We start from the raw sequence: 17,612 nt of genomic DNA, 5'->3' as shown, positions 1-17,612 counted from the left end.
GTTTGAACTACACTTTTTTCTTCAGGCACGCGCTCATGAACTTGCTGCGGTCGTCCCCCTTCAGGGACTGTTCGGTTGCTTTCGCATTACACTCGCGCATTTTTTGCTGCTGCGGCGTCAGGCTTTTTTCAGCCGGTTTCGCGGCGCCATTTTTAAGGCAGTCGCTCATGTAGGTCTTGCGGGCATCTCCCTTCAGACTCTGCGACGTCGCCTGTTGATTACAGGTGGTCATACGCTGTTGTTGCGGCGTTAGCGTCTTCTCTTCCGCGTTCGCCGATGCGACCAGGAACAGGCCGGAGAGCAGAGTAACCAGTAATGTTGTTTTCATTGCACCATCCTTTTGTGAACATTCCCTGTAAGTCTGGTTCGTGACAGGAAAAAAACCAGCCGACAGATGTGATTTCCGCCGGGATTTTATCATTTAAAACCCAGCGCCGCCTTCATGGTGTAGAACAGATCCGTTTGATCGGTCAGGCCTACCACATTTGCCGCGTGCGGACCGTAGGCCGCAATGCGCAGCTGGGTGCCCGTGTGCTCCATGGACTCTTCCTCAGAGTTGCCGTAGCTCAACACCATAACGGCGCCATCTTTGGTATTCAGCGCCTGCGTCAGGCCCGGGGCTTTAGTATCTGCCGGAATGATCTGGCTGGCATGGGCATGGTCCGCGGTGACGATCACCAGGGTGTTGCCGTCTTTTTTCGCGAACTCAAGCGCCTTCTGCACCGCTTCGTCCAGATCGACGGTTTCGCCAATCTGGCCGCACGGATTCGCCGCATGATCCTGCTTATCGATCGACGCGCCCTCAACCTGCAGGAAGAACCCTTTTTCGCTCTTGCTCAGCAGAGAGATGGCTTTATCAGTCATCGCCGCCAGCGTCGGTACGCTGTCCGTGCGTTTCGGGTTAGGCGTACAGGTTACGACAGGTTTATCGATATTGCCGTGATAAGAGGCTTTTGGTCCTTCCCAGCGCACGGGCATGTTGCCGTCAGAGAATAGCCCCAGCAGCGGCTTGTCCTGGTTCGCCTCGGTGATGGCTGCCAGCGAATTTGCATCACTCACCAGCTGATAGCCGCGGGCCTGCGCCTGCTCGCGCAGCGTTTTGCCCTGCCACTCGCCCGCCGTTGCGGTTTCTGCGAAGGTTTTCGCGCCGCCGCCGAGGGTCACGTCAGGACGCGCGTTCAGCAGCTGTTCCGTAATCGAGCCTTTGCCGCCTTTTTCCAGCGCGTTCGTCGGGCATTTTTCGCTGGTCACTGACGGACCGTAGCATTTACGCGAGGTCACGTGCGCCACCAGCGCCGCGGGCGTTGCATCCTGAAGTTCAGCGGTGGAGACGTTGCCGGTCGCCAGGCCCGCCGCTTTTGCCATCTCCAGAAGGGTTTGATGATCTTTTTCGTGAATATCCACACCCAGCGCGCCATTATAGGTTTTCACGCCGGTGGACCACGCCGTAGCAGAGGCCGCGGAGTCCGTGACGTAATCCGGTTTACCGGTTTTTTTATCCAGCGCGTAATGGGTATATTGTCCGGTCAGCGGTAATGCGTCGATGCCTTTAAAAAAGCCGCCCGCACCCTCGGCATAATTTCGCGCCGCCGTGATTTCGGAATCCCCCATTCCATCGCCAATAATCAGAATAATATTTTTCGCCGGCTTATCATTCAGCGAAGCGCGAATAGCGGCAGTTTGATCTTCTGATAAACGGCGTGCGCCGCCAGGCTGGGTGATATCCCCTTTTGCCGCGCGATTATCCAGCACGCTGGTTTGGGCAGTATCGGCATAAATGGCAGGGGTAATTAACAGGGGAAGTAATGCGATGAAAAGTGCGCTCTGTTTCAATTTATTTTCTCCATGTACAAATACATAAAAATAAAAACAGAGCGACTATAGGCATCCTGCATGACAATTCTATGACACGTCGTTACGTCCTGTGACGGTTTAGCTGCGCGGATGCCTTAACAGCTTCTTTACGTACTGGTGGAGCATCTCGGCATCCTCAACCGGAACCTGCGATTCAGGCCTGACGCTGTCCAGCGCGCCTTCCACGCTCTCAATCAACGCCTGTTGATCGGTTTTCGCCATTTGTCGCAGCAGCGCGGTGACCACAATTTCCAGCGCTTCGACCTGGGCTACCAGCTCTTTTGACTCCTCTTCCTTTTGCGCCAGCTTTACCAGCAATTCAGCAATGAGATTTTTCATCGTGCCAGTTCCTTTTTCAGTTTTGTCTGAAGTTAGCATTCTGAATCCATAATGCAAAGAGAAGAAATTTATTATGGTATGCAAAAGTGATGCAGGAATGAAAATAAAGGACCGCCGCGGTGAGCGAAACGTTTTTCTATAAAAAAGCGCCGCATTTTGTTATATAAAAATGCGGCTACCATAAGAATATATAATACATCAACAAAACGATTATCTCGACGATTTCGCTTCCGCCATTTGTCTGCGGCGACGCAGCGCAATAACCAGCTGGATAATATTGATTAAAACGACAATCGCCGTGGCGGCAAATACCCAACGAAAACCGGCCATCGCGGAAACGGATGCGCCAATAAGCGGACCGGCAACATTCCCCAGATACATAAATGACTGGTTATATCCAAAAATACGCCCCGTCACCTGATCGCTGGAATATTTAACCAGCAGGGTCTGTACCGCAGGCAACATTGCACCATCAGCAAACCCGAGCAGGAATCGCAATACGCCAAGCTGAAGCGGAGAGGTGACAAACGACATCGCGAAGAAGAGCACGACCGCAAAGATCAGCGTCGCCATCAGGATGCGCGCCGTGCCGATCCTGTCACCCAGTTTTCCCAGACGCGGCGCGGAAATCAGGGCGGATACGCCCGGCACGGCGGCAATCATGCCGCTCAGAAAAGCGATATTTGTACTTTCCGGCTCCATCGACTTGATAAACAGCGCCAGAATCGGACCGACCGAACCGTTACAAAGCTGGATAACCATAGTGGTCACAAACAGGCTGATCATCAGTCCAGGATAGGGCAGCGAGGCGAAGACGGCCTTGCCGCTCAGGCGTTCAGATTTACTGATAACCGGGCGGCCTCCCTCTTTGATAAGAAAGAGCGTAACCAGAAAACTGACCACCAGCAGGATCGCGGTGATGATAAATACGGCGCGCAGCCCGACGTGATCCGCCAGAAAGCCGCCCAGCAGCGGACCGCCGATGACGCCGCTGATCTGTGCCGTGGAGAGCGTACTCAGCGCCCAGCCGCTACGCTCGCGCGGCACCTGAGAGGCGACCAGCGCCATGGCATTCGGAATGTACCCGGACGTCAGCCCCATCACCGCACGCAGGAAAAACAGCTGCCAGACGTTGGTGGCGAAGGCCTGGAGCAGAATGGCAATCGCCATCCCGAGCGAGGCGCGCAGCAGCATCAGTTTTCGGCCTTTCCGATCCGCCAGGCTGCCCCACATCGGTGACACAATAGCGGAGACCAGAAACGTGACGCTGAACGTCAGGCCGGACCACATGGAGAGCGCTTCATGCGAGGTCACTCCCAGCTGCGAGACGTACAGCGGCAGGAACGGCAGGATCTGGCTAATGGCCAGCCCGGTAAAGAAGCAGCCGAACCAGACCGAGATGAGATTAACTTTCCAGGATTCCATAAAGAAATAGTCTTCATTTTTAGGCGAATTCGCCGACAGATTAGCAAGTTACGCGTTTTGACGTCGCACCAGAGATGCGGCCTGACTGACTTTGGTGTTTTATCTTCCCAGTCATCATATTTGTGAAATAAGTCACAATTCATCCATTTTCTGGCGGAATATTATGCTTCACAGGCAGAATCCGAAACCGCGCATTCCCAGATGAAAATGGTTGGCATGCGCCGCGTTATACTCCGGCCCCAGGCCGTTTCCGTAGTAGCCGCAGCTTGCCGCCAGCATGGCCTTCAGCCATGGCTGCGTTGTTGCCGCCTTCCAGCCGTTCAGTACCGTGACGCGTTCCCCGTTCGCCAGCCGAAAGGCGGCGATATCCAGCGCCTCCGCCGTGGCATGCTCACTGCGTCGCGCGTCAGGGCGGTGGTAAATGTTGCGGCAGGCAAAGCTGCCGAGATGATCGATACGCGCCAGGTCGCTGCCCGTATAGCGTTTTGCCAGCGGCCGGGCCTGCTGGCTGATAAACAGCGCAGAGCTGAGCGCCAGCGGACAGCTGGCAAGGAAACTGCTGTTCAGGCTGACCGGGCCGAAGTCACGCACGCGCACGACGTTGTTAAGCGGACACGCGCCGCCGCTGTCGGCCACCGGCTGGGTGCGGATGAGATCTCTTTGGTTAGCCTGCGAAAGCAGGCTCGCGCACGCCTCGGGAGTTAAGCGCCGGAGCTTATACTGGGCGATTCGGCCCGGCGGGTCGTCAAGCGTCAGCGGCATGAAAGGGTTGTAGTAAGGCGGCAACCAGCGGTAACCCACCGTTGCAACGGCCACAATGATGAATACGGTCAGCAGCGTTTTTCCTTTCACTCTCCCCCCTCAACATTCCCCAAAAACATTATGGCAGAAGGCCGCGAAACCCGCCGGGCATCGTGGTATGTTATTGGCTTTTCGTCAGACTGGAAGAGAGTGAGATGGCTAAGCAGCGCGTAGGTATTGTCTTTGGGGGAAAATCAGCGGAGCACGAAGTGTCATTGCAATCGGCCAAAAATATCGTTGATGCGATCGATAAAAGCCGTTTCGACGTGGTGCTGCTGGGCATTGATAAACAGGGGCAGTGGCACGTTAACGATGCCAGCCAGTATCTGCTGAATGCTCACGATCCGGCGCACATCGCCCTTAATCCTTCGGAAGTGAGCGTCGCCACCGTACCCGGCGTCGTGAAGGGGCAGTTCATCGACGCCGGCAACGCGCAGGCACTCGCCCAGATCGACGTTGTCTTCCCTATCGTTCACGGCACCCTGGGCGAAGATGGTTCCCTGCAGGGAATGCTGCGCATGGCCAACCTGCCGTTCGTCGGCTCGGACGTCCTCGGCTCTGCCGCGTGCATGGACAAAGACGTCACCAAACGCCTGCTGCGCGATGCCGGGCTGAATATTGCGCCATTCGTGACCCTCACCCGCGCCAACCGCGACAAGCACAGCTTCGCGCAAATTAGCGGAGAGCTGGGTCTGCCGCTGTTTGTGAAGCCGGCAAACCAGGGCTCCTCCGTGGGCGTCAGCAAAGTCACCAGTGAAGCAGAGTTCACGCAGGCTGTCCGTCTGGCGTTTGAGTTCGACCATAAAGTGGTGGTTGAGCAGGGCATCAAAGGCCGTGAAATTGAGTGCGCCGTGCTGGGCAATGATTTTCCACAGGCGAGCACCTGCGGCGAAGTGGTCTTAAACAGCGACTTCTACTCGTACGACACCAAATACATTGATGACAAAGGCGCGCAGGTTGTCGTTCCTGCGGATATCGATCCGGCGATTAACGATAAGATCCGGGCGATCGCCATTCGCGCTTATCAGACGCTCGGCTGCTGCGGCATGGCGCGCGTGGATGTGTTCCTGACGCCGGAAAACGAAGTGGTGATCAATGAAATCAACACGCTGCCGGGGTTCACAAACATCAGCATGTATCCGAAACTGTGGCAGGCCAGCGGCCTGAGCTACCCGGAACTGATCACCCGCCTGATCGAACTGGCGCTGGAGCGTCACGCCGCCGACAGCGCGCTTAAAAGTTCCGTAAACGGTTAATCGGCGCGCTTCGCATCATCCGCTGTCGTCTCTTCAGGACGACGGCGGATAATCAACCCCGCCAGCCAGAAACTTATCACCCAGGTCACCAGCCCGACGGCATAGGTTTGCCATCCTTTTGCTTCAAACCCCAACAGGCCCACGACACCATTAAGAATAAAGATCAGCCCGATAGCAAAGGCGTAGTAGTGCCAGTCACGGCGTAGTTTGGACGTGAGCTTCATAACAACTCCGGCAGGAAAAAAAGACATCCTCTCACAGTTTTACGGCCAGGTCTGTGGCAGATACGGAAATTCTGAAACGCGACGCAATTTCACTTAAGTGATGAAATTGTGATGTGCTGCAGAAATCGACAATCCAGGAGGATTCCGGCGCGTAAATTACCACGATTCTGATATTGACAAATGCGATGACCTGTCAAACTCACCTCGTAAGACGCGTATTAAAACAGAGTGATACCACGGGAGGTCAACATGGCTGACTTTACATTGTCGAAACCGATTTTTGGCGGCAAACCAAAAACCTCCACGGCGGGTAATATCGCTTATGCCCTGTTTGTCCTGTTCTGCTTCTGGGCCGGCTCACAGCTGCTCAATATGCTGGTCCATGCGCCGGGCGTTTATGAACACCTGATGCAGGTGCAGGATAACGGACGCCCGCGAGTTGAGATTGGCTTTGGCGTCAGCACCCTGTTCGGCCTGATCCCCTTCCTCGCGGGATGTATGATTCTGGGCGTTGTGGCGTTAGTGTTGCGCTTTCGCCGTCGCCGTTAAAGCCCCATACAGCGCGCCCGACGATCGTCCACGCGTTTTGCGAACCATGCGGTGGTCAGGTTACGCGTGATCTTCGGGCTTTCCAGCTGGATCCCCGGCAGGATCGCCCTCGGTAACGCTTTCCCACTCTTCTTCTCTGCAAGCGCAAACACCTTGTTGTACAGATCCGTTTTCTCAAAGGCCAGGCTGTCGCCTTTCTCAAGCTGACGGCGAATGTCGCTGTTGCTGAAGCCAAGCGTGGTGGATAATTTCCGTACTGCCAGCTCGGTGCTTCCCGCCTCGCTGCTGCCGTAAGCGATGAGATCGCCGTCCAGCGCGAGCTTAACGCCGCTTGCGCGGCTGACTGCACTCTGGAATGCCGCGTTACGGCTGGCGTACCAGCCCGCGTTAAAGTCGGCAAAGCGGTACAGCGGCTCATCATAGTTCGCCGGATAGTTCAGCAGATGATACGTGCCGAACCACAGCCCACCGCGCAGGGAGAAGACCTCCTGACGCACCGTACCGTCGATTTTCCACGGGTAGCCGTCGGTATGCTTCTCCGCGAACGCAATGCTCACCTGCATCGGGCCACCGGTATGTACCGGGTTCAGCGAGCCAAACAGCTTCTGCCCCATCGGGACCATACTGATGAAATCATCAAAGATGGCGCTAAGCTGTTTTTCGGTTTTCACCGCATCCAGCCGTTCGCTGTAGCTTTTTCCGTTCGGCGAGGTGATTTTAAGCGCGGTATGCACGAGGAAAACCGGGATATGCATGGATTCCGCGCGGCGGTCGATCTCTTTCCAGGCAATTTTGTTCAGGCCCGGCACCACCGGGTCTGACTGGTACATCGACTCCTGCTGCGCCACCGCCAGCACCGAGCAGATATTCTCCTCGGTCGGCGCGATCTTTTGGCTTTCAAAGGTTTTTGCCAGCGCATCTGCCCACGCGTTGCGATCCTTCACGCTGGCGGGCATTTTCTGCCGCACAACGCTCGCCACATCGACGGGCTTCTCCCCCTTTTTGAGCGGAGCGGCCCCTTTTTCGGCACAGCCTGCCAGCACAAGAGCGGCCAGCAAGGACAACGGTAACGCGCGCGGTACGGCAAAAGACATAGCAACTTCCTGTATTAGCTAAATGTGTTAGTGACTTCCTGCAGGTCACGATCGTCCAGCTCACGTTCAAAACTGCGCAGACGTTTGTAGATGGACATCAGTTCTACCAGGGTGGTCCAGGAGTTGATCAGGTACTGGAACGACCCGCGAACCTGACCGAAAACGTTGGTGATCTGCGTCATCAGACCGAGCGTAATCGTACCCGCAACAATCGACGGGAACAGCAGGAACAAACCGAAAACGTTATCCACCTGTAGATACAAAATACGGGCAATGTTGAAATACATATAGTGGAAGTAGAGTCGGAAGTAGTTACGACGCACGGCGCCAAACAGCTCGCGGACGGTTGGCGGCGAGGCGCGGTTGGCGTCATCTTCGCCGTAAACCAGTTCTTTACGGTAAGCGGCTTCCACGCGTTGATTTTTAAACTCCAGGCCCGGCAGTTTGATCCCCACCACCGCCAGCAGGCCCGTGCCCATCAGCGACCAGACGATCGCGGCAATCACCAGACCATAAGGAATATGGCCGACAATCGGCAGATCCGGCACGTGCGCCGAGAGCGTCACCAGCACAGGCAGGAAGGCGATTAGCGTCATGATGGCGTTGATAAAGCTGACGCCCATGTCTTCAAGGGTGGAGGCAAAACGCATGGTGTCTTCCTGCACACGCTGTGCGGCACCTTCGATATGGCGCAGGTGCTGCCAGTGCGCCATATAATGTTCGTTCATCGCGGTACGCCAGCGGAAAACGTAGTGGCTGACGAAGAAGTTGTTCATCACGCCGATAATCACCGCAATAAGGGCGATACCGAGGAAGACGCCGACTTCATGATAGAACTGGTTGATGGTCACCTTATGCGGCGAGCTCAGCGCGGTCTGGATCAGATCGTAGAACGGCGCATACCAGGCGTTAACCGCCACGCCCACCTCCACGAGGAACCAGGTGACAAAGATAATTAGCGATGTGCCGAGGATAGACCAGTACTGCCAGCGGTGCGGAGAATACATAAACCAGAACAGAGCAAACAGCCCTACGCACACCGTGTAGTAGGCGTAAAACAGCAGATAGCTGAGCGACCAGAAGCGCGCCGCGCTAATCGGCACCTCGCCCGTTGCTCCCGTGATGCGCGTCAGCCATGCGCCGCCGCCCGCCTGCCAGAAAATGACAGCGATGAGTGCCCAAATAAATGCCGACAGGAAAAAAGGCCCCGGCTTTGGGAAAAAAGACTTAAACATAATGCTTCCTTCTTGTTGTTATGGCTGTTGCTGTGCACAACACGTTACCACACGAAAAACCTGCCCGAGCCAGCCTCCCGACTCAGGCAAAAAGGTCAGACCCGAGGGTTGATTATTAGTTCGCTTTCCAGTTTTCGAGAATTGTTTCGGTGCGTTTCACCGCGAGAGGATTCGCCGGCGCGATGAAGTTACGCCAGACGTCGTTGTGGTGGTTAATCAGGATCTGCGCATCTGCCGCCGGGCGATTGGCGGTAGTATGGGCATCTTCCGCCACGGTGATGTGATAACCCCGGCTAACGCCGTTCTTGATCGTCGCATCGACGCAGTAATCGGTGGCGCAGCCGCAGATGACAAACTCGCGAATGCCCTGCTCACGCAGCAGCGCCTCAAGCACGGTGTTATAGAAGGCATCACAGGCGGTTTTGGTCACATATAGCGCGTCAGCTGGCTGATGGAGTTCAGGCAGTAGCGCAAACCCTTCGCTTCCCTCTTCCAGGCCCCCTGCCTCGGTATGCTGAATAAAAATGACCTTGTCGGCTGCCTGCGTAAGCTGGTTGATCAGAGAGACACATTTTTCGCGCTGATGACGAGGGGTTTCAAATACCCCGTTCTGCATATCGACAACCATAACCACACGCTTCTCAGACATACCGTTCTCCGTAAGATTGAGTGACACTGGTGCCTATCATAAGCCCGATGTCACAAAATGGGAGATGGCTCGTAAGTAAATTGTTCATATTTACCCATGGTTACGTTTTTCTCGCTATCGTTATGCAATTCGGGGCATTGCGCGGTACCGATTAGTAGTATAAATACCCATTACTTTCTTCATTCACTTCATGGATGCTTTTCGTTGAAACGTTGTCTGCTCTCTTTTGCCGCGCTGTGTGCGGTGAGCTTTTCTACCGCCCAGGCAGCCCAACCGCTGACGGCACCCGTTTTAGCTTCAGATATTGCCGACCGCTACGCGAACCTTATCTATTACGGCAGCGGTGCGACCGGGATGGCGATGGTCGTCATCGACGGCAACCAGCGTGTGTTCCGCAGCTTTGGCGAGACGCGCCCAGGAAATAACGTTCACCCGCAGCTGGATTCCGTTATTCGCATCGCGTCCTTAACCAAGCTGATGACCAGCGAAATGCTGGTGAAACTGCTCGATCAGGGCGTGGTAAAACTCGACGATCCGCTCAGCAAATACGCGCCTCCAGGCGCCCGGGTTCCAACCTATCAGGGTACGCCGATTCGGCTTGTGAACCTTGCCACCCACACCAGCGCCCTGCCGCGTGAGCAGCCAGGCGGGGCGGCGCACCGTGACGTATTTGTCTGGCCAACGCGCGACCAGCGCTGGAGCTACCTGAGTACCGCCACGCTGAAGGCGGCGCCGGGTTCGCAGGCCTCTTATTCAAACCTGGCCTTTGACCTGCTGGCGGACGCCCTTTCAACGGCGGCTGGCAAACCCTACACGCAGCTTTTTGAAGAGCAGATAACCCGTCCGCTGGGTATGAAAGACACCACCTTTACCCCGTCTCCGGATCAGTGTCGTCGCCTGATGGTGGCGGAGAAAGGCGCTAGCCCCTGTAATAATACGCTGGCGGCCGTGGGCAGCGGCGGGGTCTATTCCACGCCTGGCGACATGATGCGCTGGATGCAACAGTTCCTTTCCTCAGATTTCTACGCACGCAGCAGCCAGGCCGATCGCATGCAGACCCTGATTTATCAGCGCACTCAGCTGCAACGCGTCATCGGGATGGACGTGCCGGGTAAAGCCGACGCACTCGGTATGGGCTGGGTCTATATGGCACCGAAAAATGGCCGTCCGGGTATTATTCAGAAAACAGGCGGCGGCGGTGGATTCATCACCTATATGGCCATGATCCCGCAGTCAAACGTGGGCGCATTTGTGGTGGTCACCCGCTCCCCGCATACGCGTTTCGTCAATATGAGTGACGGGATTAATAACTTAGTGGCTGAACTGAGCGCCAATAAAGCCCAGGTTCTCACCGCGTCTAACTAATTTTAATATTCCGTGGGCAAGCGGTTGATGCTGACCAGCTTGCCCCGGCTCATGTTGATATAGTTTCCCTGCCTCAGGGCGGCAAGCACCTCGGCAACAACGGAACGTGAAATTCGTGTGCTCTGTTGAATATGATTCATCACACCGATTTTTGAACGCAGCGTTTCATCCCATTCCGCCATATTCAGCAGCATCGAGCGGATCTGGTGATAGGAATTATTTCCCACCAGCTGCTTATCGCGTTTCTCGAGAATGTAAGTTATCCAGGATAACCAGCAGAAGGCCTCTTTCCAGAGTGAATACTGCTGGATGAGTTGACGGGTGGTTTCCGTGGGCAAATAAAAACCGGTACAGGCCGTTTTAGCAATCACCCTGTATTCGTGAGAGTGATTAATCACCACCGTAGACAGCCCGAATATAAAAGGGGCAGTCGCAATCCCCACCAGCAATTCATCAGAAGTTCGATAAACCTCAATAACGCCGGTTTGTAATACGATCGTACAAGGCTCATTCCATTCCCCTGACGTAATTAATTGCTGGGGCGCACATGTAAAAGGGGTGCTGGCCGCTGTTAAATACTGTTCGAGCCGGCGTAATTCAGAAAGCGGTTTCGCATTAACGTTCATGCAGACCTCAAGTCATCCGTATTTTTCGGTCCAATATTATTTTTATTGCTTCTATAAAAAGCGGGGGAGATAACCACTCCCCCGCTTTTATTCATTACCAGGTATATTTCACGCCCAGATTTGCGCCCCAGTTCTGATCAACGTCGCCGCCGCCCAGATAAGTGGCATCGGTGTACGCACTGAAGTTCTTCGTGAAGCTAAACTGGGTGCCCAGCCCTACCCGCACAGCGGAGCCTTTCACGCCGTTATCAATGCTGTCACCGTTAATATCGGCATTGTTATCGGCATCGTCATAGACGTAGGCCAGTTTGAAGTAAGGCGTCAGAGCCTGTTCGCCCCCGTAGTTGAAGGTGTAACCCGTATCAACACCGAGTTCATAACGCAGGCTATCGTATGATTGTCCATCTACGCGCATGTCATTGCTCAGACGATAATCATCGCCAGACTGGAACAGGCCAGAGACGGCTGCATATGGCGTAACGTAGCCAGAGAGGTTTGGCTTCCAGTCATAGCCCAGCTTCAGCCCAAAACCAACAGCATCATTCGTGGTATTGCCGTCAACGTACTCACCGTTGCTCATGTTGGCAGAGAGATCGCTGTTGAAGCGGGTGTAGCTCAGGGAGCTGTCGAGGAACAGATCGTTCATGAACTTCGCTGACGCATAGATCATCGCTGTCTGGCTATCCTGATCGACCTGACCGGTACGATCGCTGATATCACCCTTCGCGAAACCTGCCGCACCACCGACGATCCACTTCGCGTTATTACCGTCAATCTGGGTGTCCAGACCCACCATAATACCACTCACGTCCTGATCGTAGCTGATAACGCTATTGTCACCGTCGAAGTTGCCACCGAAGTAGCTCACCCACGCCCCGCCGTTATCCGTCAGGCCGTGACGGCTGTTGGTCAGACGCGTGCCGACGGTATCCTGCTGCAGATTCCAGATATTGGTATTGGCAGATGGGATGCTCAGCGCCATGTTGGCAGAGTCAGTCAGCTCTTTCTGCTGAAGGACAACGGCGTCACCCTGCTGCTGCGCCTGATAGGTGTAAGCACCTAAATCGGCTTTGTTTGCGGCAGTAAAGCTGGCTGTGGTATCCGCGTTATTGTCATAGACGCGAATAATCTCTTTGTTTTTGTAATCGGCAACGGAACCGGCACCGGTCGCATCGTCGATGCGCACCTGGTAGTTACCTGCAACATCACCGTTCACTGACAGATGGCCATCTGAGTTAATCGCCACAACACCATAGTCGTAATCGGCATTGTACTTATCGTTAGTGATATAGCGTGCGTTGTTCAGATCGCTGTTCAGGACGTAATCACGACTGGCAACGTTCAGCACCCCGCCATCGGTCAGTTCCATATTATGCGTATCAACCTGACCCAGCCCCAGCGCCAGCTCAGCACCGTTATCCACGGTGATGGTGTTGGCATACAGTTGGGCCGTTTCTTCCGTCAGTGCCGCACGGCTATAGCTGTCCAGATACAGATGGTCGGTCGCCACAGCACCGCTGTCTCCAATATTCATTGATGAAGCATTGGTCAGGGTGATGGAGTCCGCCAGCAGACCAGAGTCTTCAACGTTAACCTGAGACTGGTTGTTTACCGTCAGCGTGTCGATATTAGAAAGCTTGCGGGTATCCCACTCAGAGCCATTATCCAGCGCGATGTTAAACAGCCCGCTCTGATACACCGCTTCACCCGCAACGTGTCCGTTGCTGTCATAAATGGAATCCGGCCAAATGCTGTTAGGGGATAAGCTACTCCAGTCTACGTTGCTGTAGCCCAGGCCATACATCTGCGCTGGGCCAATAGCCTCGACGCTGGACTGTGCTGCACCGACCCATTTGCTGCCGTTGGTCAGGGTGACATCCAGCTTATCGGTGCCATCCCAGCCGTTGGTGGTTGGGTTATAGACACCGTCTGCAGTCGTATCCGTTGCCGGATCGCCGTTCGGATAGAAGTTGTTGTCGAAGGTGCTGGAGAACAGAATATCGCCAGTAACGGTGGAATGATCGAACGTGGCAGTGGTCTGCATCGCGTTATCAGACGCGCTAGCGGCAACGATCAGCGCCGCATCATCTGCTGCCGTGGCATTCGTTTCACCGTAGTCGCTCGGCTTCGCGGTTTGACCGTAGAACCCGCTGGTCCCCAGATCGCGGTACGCGCCTGAGGTCAGAACGGAGTCTTTCACCACCAGCGTGTCGGTAAATACTTTGCTGCTGTTGGCTACGCCTTCAACACCGTCGTAAGGAGTGTTATCCGACTCCTGATAACCCTGCGTCAGGGTAATACCGGCAATGTGGGAATTATTCTGGATAACAATATCGGACTCTACATCCAGGGTGATCGCATTACCCAGATTATACGTGTCCAGATAGTGTCTTTCCGTATTTTCCCCATTCACGACATCATACGCATAATGCTCATAGGTATCGTTAATGGTGGAATTATCTACGGTCAGGCTAAAACGATCGTATTGAGAATGGTTGGTGCCATCGGTATCCAGGCCTTCAGCACACGAGGAGGTCATACACTTAGAGGTAATCATGCCATTAATGGTGCTGTTGGAAATGCTTAACGCATTCGCCCGACCATTGATGCCATCATCCAGATAGTATGTTGAAATAACACCATTCACGGTGCTTTTATTAATCACCGGATAAATATCACCGTCATGGGTAGCGCCTGAGTAATCCCAGTCGGCATAGCCATAATACCAGGGGGTGGAAGCGGTATTATCGTATCCGAATGTATTATATGTCGTACCGGAAATATCCTTCGCATTTGCCTGAGAAGCGATAGCCAGGGTGCAGGCTAATGCAAGTTGAGATACAACGAGTTTCTTTTTCCATGTTTGCATTGGGTCATCCCTCCTCAGGGACGTAAGCAAGTTTGTCCATCAATGATTTTGCAATGTTTAATTGCGGAGGGAATTATGCATTTTCATTTCGAAAAGGTTCAATGAATGTTTCCATTAAGTCCGTATCCAGACTAATAACACATCAAAACCGAGAAAGCATCTGTCACTACAGATAAATATTATAAAAACAAAGCATTAAAATACAGACACAACAATAAGACACATATAAAAATATATAATGAATCATTTTCAATGATGTTTTCTATTTAATATAAAAACAATATGAATAACTCATCTCCATTTCGGCGTTATACTGCCCTGCATTATATATTGATGCCAGAAAGTCAAACCCATCACATTTTACAAAAATAAAATGCCCATTTTTACCAAAACACCTGTCTTCACTTTGAGGTACACTAGCCTTCTTTGTTCCACAAACATCAGGCATACCATGACCGATTTAATTGCACGTCCCCGCCGCCTGCGCAAGTCACCTGCACTGCGCGCTATGTTTGAAGAGACAACCCTGACCTTAAACGATCTGGTGTTGCCGATTTTTGTCGAAGAAGAGATCGATGACTACAAAGCCATCGAAGCCATGCCGGGCGTAATGCGCATTCCGGAGAAATATCTGGCGCGTGAGATTGAACGCATCGCCAACGCGGGGATCCGCTCGGTGATGACCTTCGGCATCTCTCACCATACCGATGCCACCGGCAGCGACGCGTGGAAAGAAGATGGCCTCGTCGCGCGCATGTCGCGCATCTGCAAAGAGACCGTGCCGGAAATGGTGGTTATGTCAGACACCTGCTTCTGCGAATATACCTCTCACGGCCACTGCGGCGTGCTGTGCGATCACGGTGTCGATAACGATGCCACCCTGCTGAACCTCGGCAAACAGGCGGTCGTGGCTGCTGCTGCAGGTGCGGACTTCATCGCGCCCTCTGCCGCAATGGACGGACAGGTTCAGGCGATCCGTCAGGCGCTGGACGCGGCGGGCTTTACCGACACCGCCATCATGTCTTACTCCACCAAATTTGCCTCCTCCTTCTACGGCCCGTTCCGCGAAGCGGCCGGTACGGCGCTGAAGGGCGATCGTAAAACCTATCAGATGAACCCGCTGAACCGTCGGGAAGCGATTCGCGAATCCCTGCTCGACGAAGCCCAGGGCGCAGACTGCCTGATGGTGAAACCAGCGGGCGCGTATCTCGATATCCTGCGCGACATCCGCGAGCGCACCGAGCTGCCATTGGGCGCTTACCAGGTCAGCGGCGAGTACGCGATGATCAAATTCGCCGCGCTGGCCGGTGCGATTGACGAAGAGAAAGTGGTCCTCGAAAGCCTCGGCGCCATCAAACGCGCAGGCGCGGATCTGATCTTCAGCTACTTCGCGCTGGATCTGGCCGAGAAGAAAATTCTGCGTTAATCCGCTCTAGCGCCGGGTAGCGGCTTCACCTTACCCGGCCTGCTCTAATCTTCACCAAACTGCAATACAACCGACATCTGCTCCTTCTACTGTCTTCGCAAGACGGCAGGAGGAGTAACCATGTTTAGCCTCGATAGCGTTCTCGACGATCTTTGGCCTCAGGCGAGGCCTGCACCCTGGCAAAAAAGTCTGTTAAAAAGACTGTTTTACGAAGACGAATTTCAGCAATTTGCCGCAGCACACCGCCACCTGAAAGGACTGGATATGGTGGAGCAAGTTCTGGAACACCTTGATATTCTCTGCACCGTTTCCGCCCGCGATCTTGAACAAATCCCCGAACATGGCCCGCTGGTCATTATTGCCAACCATCCGACGGGTACGCTGGATGGCCTGGCGCTGATGTACGCCGTCTCCCGCGTGCGACGCGACGTTAAAGTCGTCACCAACAGGATGCTGACGCACCTTGAGCCCCTCAGCTCGCTGTTTATTCCGGTGGACAATATGGGCGGCAGGACGGCGAAATCGTCCCTGGTTCAGATGGAACAGCATTTGCAAAACGCGGGCGTGCTGATCTTCTTCCCGGCCGGAGAAGTTTCCCGCCCCACGCGCAAGGGCATTCGCGATAAAAAATGGCACTCTGGCTTTATCAAACTCGCCAGCAAGCTGCGCGCCCCGCTGCTGCCGGTGCATATTCAGGCGCATAACAGCCTGCTCTTCTATGCCAGCACGCTGGTCTCCCCGACGCTGTCCATGCTGCTGCTGATGCAGCAGATGTTCCGCCGCCGCCATAGCCAGCTGCCGATTAAAATCGGCCAGCAGATTGCGTGGCATCACTGGCACAGCGCCACCCTTTCGTCACGTGAGATGGCCGAACAGTGCCGTCAGCACGTGATGCGTCTTGGCAAGGGATTGCCTGGCGTCTTTAAAACCCAGTGCGCCATTGCCCGTCCGGAAGACCGGGCCACCCTGAAACGCGCGCTGGCGCAGGCCGAATGTCTGGGCAATACAAGCGACGGTAAAACCATCTATCTTTGGCAGCGCAACGGTCAGGAAGACGCCCCGCTGCTGCGCGAGCTGGGCCGCCTGCGCGAGATTGCCTTTCGCGCGGTCGAGGAAGGGAGCGGCAAACGCCGTGACACCGACTGCTACGATGATGATTATCTGCACCTGATCCTGTGGGATGATGAGGATCTGGAGATCGTCGGCGCGTATCGCTTTATGCCGACCGCCAGACAGGTTGAACGTCGCGGTCTGGAAGGGTTGTATAGCTATAGCCTGTTCCACTACGACGACAAAATGCAGGACGTGCTGGAACACGGCATTGAGCTGGGGCGCAGCTTTATTCAGCCCCGCTACTGGGGACGCCGCGGCCTGGACTATTTATGGTCCGGCATTGGGGCTTACCTGGCGCGTTATCCGAACTACCGCTACCTGTTTGGCCCGGTCTCCATTTCCGGCGGCTTACCGCCTGCCGCGCGGGATCTGCTGGTGGCCTTTTACCGCATGTGGTTCCCGGCAACGCATCCGCTCGCCGCGTCACGTCAGCCGTATCCCGCATCACTGCCGGACGTGCTCGCGCAGTTTGGCGGCGTGGATTACGTGGACGATCTGACAAAGCTCAAATCCCTGCTCGGCAATCTGGGCTGCGGCATTCCGCCGCTCTACAAGCAGTATTCCGAGCTGTGTGAACCCGGCGGCGTGCAGTTTATTGATTTTGGCAGCGACCCGGCGTTTAACGACTGCGTCGACGGACTGGTGCTGGTGGATTTGTGTTACCTGAAGGCGAACCGCTATCAGCGGTATATAGAGGCGCATTTAATACCCTCACCCCAGCCCTCTCCCTAAAAGGGAGAGGGTGAAAACCGCACCGGGCAGTCCCCTCGCCCCTTTGGGGAGAGGG

General features: G+C 54.7%; 16 protein-coding genes. 5 read left to right on the top strand and 11 right to left on the bottom strand.

Annotated elements, in window-relative coordinates; all coding sequences use genetic code 11:
* Positions 1 to 7 precede the first annotated feature (7 nt).
* From psiF to LBF07_RS15975, 5 genes are all read right to left on the bottom strand, one after another.
* Complete coding sequence (gene psiF / locus LBF07_RS15995; RefSeq protein WP_023334671.1) at positions 8 to 328, bottom strand: phosphate starvation-inducible protein PsiF; 321 nt, start codon at positions 326 to 328, stop codon at positions 8 to 10.
* A gap of 89 nt (positions 329 to 417) precedes the next feature.
* Positions 418 to 1,833, bottom strand: coding sequence for an alkaline phosphatase (gene phoA, locus LBF07_RS15990; RefSeq protein WP_094934773.1), 1,416 nt, complete (start codon positions 1,831 to 1,833; stop codon positions 418 to 420).
* A gap of 99 nt (positions 1,834 to 1,932) precedes the next feature.
* Positions 1,933 to 2,193, bottom strand: a complete 261-nt coding sequence (iraP, locus tag LBF07_RS15985) for an anti-adapter protein IraP (RefSeq protein WP_024906786.1) — start codon at positions 2,191 to 2,193, stop codon at positions 1,933 to 1,935.
* A gap of 210 nt (positions 2,194 to 2,403) precedes the next feature.
* A complete protein-coding gene (locus LBF07_RS15980; protein WP_094934774.1) occupies positions 2,404 to 3,618 on the bottom strand; it encodes a multidrug efflux MFS transporter in 1,215 nt (404 codons plus the stop codon).
* A 168-nt stretch (positions 3,619 to 3,786) separates the two neighbouring features.
* Complete coding sequence (locus LBF07_RS15975) at positions 3,787 to 4,470, bottom strand: extensin family protein (protein ID WP_094934775.1); 684 nt, start codon at positions 4,468 to 4,470, stop codon at positions 3,787 to 3,789.
* 104 nt (positions 4,471 to 4,574) lie between these two features.
* On the opposite strand from LBF07_RS15975, the gene ddlA reads away from it, so the two are divergent.
* Positions 4,575 to 5,675, top strand: a complete 1,101-nt coding sequence (ddlA, locus tag LBF07_RS15970) for a D-alanine--D-alanine ligase (protein ID WP_094934776.1) — start codon at positions 4,575 to 4,577, stop codon at positions 5,673 to 5,675.
* On the opposite strand, the gene LBF07_RS15965 is transcribed toward ddlA, so the two are convergent.
* Positions 5,672 to 5,899, bottom strand: a complete 228-nt coding sequence (locus tag LBF07_RS15965) for a DUF2754 domain-containing protein (RefSeq protein ID WP_094934777.1) — start codon at positions 5,897 to 5,899, stop codon at positions 5,672 to 5,674. The genes ddlA and LBF07_RS15965 overlap by 4 nt on opposite strands.
* 249 nt (positions 5,900 to 6,148) lie before the next feature.
* On the opposite strand from LBF07_RS15965, the gene LBF07_RS15960 reads away from it, so the two are divergent.
* Positions 6,149 to 6,448, top strand: coding sequence for a DUF2755 family protein (locus tag LBF07_RS15960; RefSeq protein WP_008503287.1), 300 nt, complete (start codon positions 6,149 to 6,151; stop codon positions 6,446 to 6,448).
* Here the strand turns inward: LBF07_RS15960 and LBF07_RS15955 are convergent.
* The 3 genes from LBF07_RS15955 to LBF07_RS15945 all read right to left on the bottom strand — a co-directional run bounded on the left by LBF07_RS15955 (position 6,445) and on the right by LBF07_RS15945 (position 9,426).
* Positions 6,445 to 7,542, bottom strand: a complete 1,098-nt coding sequence (locus tag LBF07_RS15955; protein WP_069303721.1) for a DUF1615 domain-containing protein — start codon at positions 7,540 to 7,542, stop codon at positions 6,445 to 6,447. The genes LBF07_RS15960 and LBF07_RS15955 overlap by 4 nt on opposite strands.
* Before the next feature lie 14 nt (positions 7,543 to 7,556).
* On the bottom strand, positions 7,557 to 8,777 hold the full coding sequence (gene sbmA, locus LBF07_RS15950) for a peptide antibiotic transporter SbmA (protein WP_094934778.1): 1,221 nt from the start codon (positions 8,775 to 8,777) through the stop codon (positions 7,557 to 7,559).
* A gap of 115 nt (positions 8,778 to 8,892) precedes the next feature.
* A complete protein-coding gene (locus LBF07_RS15945; RefSeq protein ID WP_039263886.1) occupies positions 8,893 to 9,426 on the bottom strand; it encodes an isochorismatase family protein in 534 nt (177 codons plus the stop codon).
* A gap of 204 nt (positions 9,427 to 9,630) precedes the next feature.
* Here LBF07_RS15945 and ampH point away from each other — a divergent pair, with 204 nt between their 5' ends.
* Positions 9,631 to 10,791 (top strand): D-alanyl-D-alanine-carboxypeptidase/endopeptidase AmpH, encoded by a 1,161-nt coding sequence (gene ampH, locus LBF07_RS15940; RefSeq protein ID WP_023310524.1) that lies wholly within the window; start codon positions 9,631 to 9,633, stop codon positions 10,789 to 10,791.
* 2 nt (positions 10,792 to 10,793) lie between these two features.
* On the opposite strand, the gene LBF07_RS15935 is transcribed toward ampH, so the two are convergent.
* Positions 10,794 to 11,417: a helix-turn-helix domain-containing protein gene (locus LBF07_RS15935; RefSeq protein WP_033144736.1), complete on the bottom strand. Its 624-nt coding sequence runs from the start codon at positions 11,415 to 11,417 to the stop codon at positions 10,794 to 10,796.
* Between the two features lie 94 nt (positions 11,418 to 11,511).
* Positions 11,512 to 14,286, bottom strand: a complete 2,775-nt coding sequence (locus tag LBF07_RS15930) for an autotransporter outer membrane beta-barrel domain-containing protein (protein ID WP_112778260.1) — start codon at positions 14,284 to 14,286, stop codon at positions 11,512 to 11,514.
* Between the two features lie 451 nt (positions 14,287 to 14,737).
* On the opposite strand from LBF07_RS15930, the gene hemB reads away from it, so the two are divergent.
* Positions 14,738 to 15,712: a porphobilinogen synthase gene (gene hemB / locus LBF07_RS15925; RefSeq protein ID WP_028017695.1), complete on the top strand. Its 975-nt coding sequence runs from the start codon at positions 14,738 to 14,740 to the stop codon at positions 15,710 to 15,712.
* 120 nt (positions 15,713 to 15,832) lie between these two features.
* Positions 15,833 to 17,557, top strand: a complete 1,725-nt coding sequence (locus LBF07_RS15920) for a lysophospholipid acyltransferase family protein (protein WP_094935820.1) — start codon at positions 15,833 to 15,835, stop codon at positions 17,555 to 17,557.
* Positions 17,558 to 17,612: the final 55 nt, after the last annotated feature.

It is taken from the genome of Enterobacter cloacae complex sp. ECL352 (genome assembly GCF_020149545.1).
GTDB classification, from domain to species: Bacteria; Pseudomonadota; Gammaproteobacteria; order Enterobacterales; family Enterobacteriaceae; genus Enterobacter; species Enterobacter asburiae_B.
Note: the sequence above shows the minus strand (reverse complement) of the source record. Positions and strands in the feature narration are given on the sequence as shown.

Bases quoted from the DNA above. Each gene is read 5' to 3' on its own strand.
- psiF (WP_023334671.1), bottom strand. From the start codon at position 328: ATGAAAACAACATTACTGGTTACTCTGCTCTCCGGCCTGTTCCTGGTC.
- iraP (WP_024906786.1), bottom strand. From the start codon at position 2,193: ATGAAAAATCTCATTGCTGAATTGCTGGTAAAGCTGGCGCAAAAGGAA.
- LBF07_RS15980 (WP_094934774.1), bottom strand. From the start codon at position 3,618: ATGGAATCCTGGAAAGTTAATCTCATCTCGGTCTGGTTCGGCTGCTTC.
- ddlA (WP_094934776.1), top strand. From the start codon at position 4,575: ATGGCTAAGCAGCGCGTAGGTATTGTCTTTGGGGGAAAATCAGCGGAG.
- LBF07_RS15965 (WP_094934777.1), bottom strand. From the start codon at position 5,899: ATGAAGCTCACGTCCAAACTACGCCGTGACTGGCACTACTACGCCTTT.
- LBF07_RS15960 (WP_008503287.1), top strand. From the start codon at position 6,149: ATGGCTGACTTTACATTGTCGAAACCGATTTTTGGCGGCAAACCAAAA.
- LBF07_RS15955 (WP_069303721.1), bottom strand. From the start codon at position 7,542: ATGTCTTTTGCCGTACCGCGCGCGTTACCGTTGTCCTTGCTGGCCGCT.
- sbmA (WP_094934778.1), bottom strand. From the start codon at position 8,777: ATGTTTAAGTCTTTTTTCCCAAAGCCGGGGCCTTTTTTCCTGTCGGCA.
- LBF07_RS15945 (WP_039263886.1), bottom strand. From the start codon at position 9,426: ATGTCTGAGAAGCGTGTGGTTATGGTTGTCGATATGCAGAACGGGGTA.
- LBF07_RS15935 (WP_033144736.1), bottom strand. From the start codon at position 11,417: ATGAACGTTAATGCGAAACCGCTTTCTGAATTACGCCGGCTCGAACAG.
- LBF07_RS15930 (WP_112778260.1), bottom strand. From the start codon at position 14,286: ATGCAAACATGGAAAAAGAAACTCGTTGTATCTCAACTTGCATTAGCC.
- hemB (WP_028017695.1), top strand. From the start codon at position 14,738: ATGACCGATTTAATTGCACGTCCCCGCCGCCTGCGCAAGTCACCTGCA.
- LBF07_RS15920 (WP_094935820.1), top strand. From the start codon at position 15,833: ATGTTTAGCCTCGATAGCGTTCTCGACGATCTTTGGCCTCAGGCGAGG.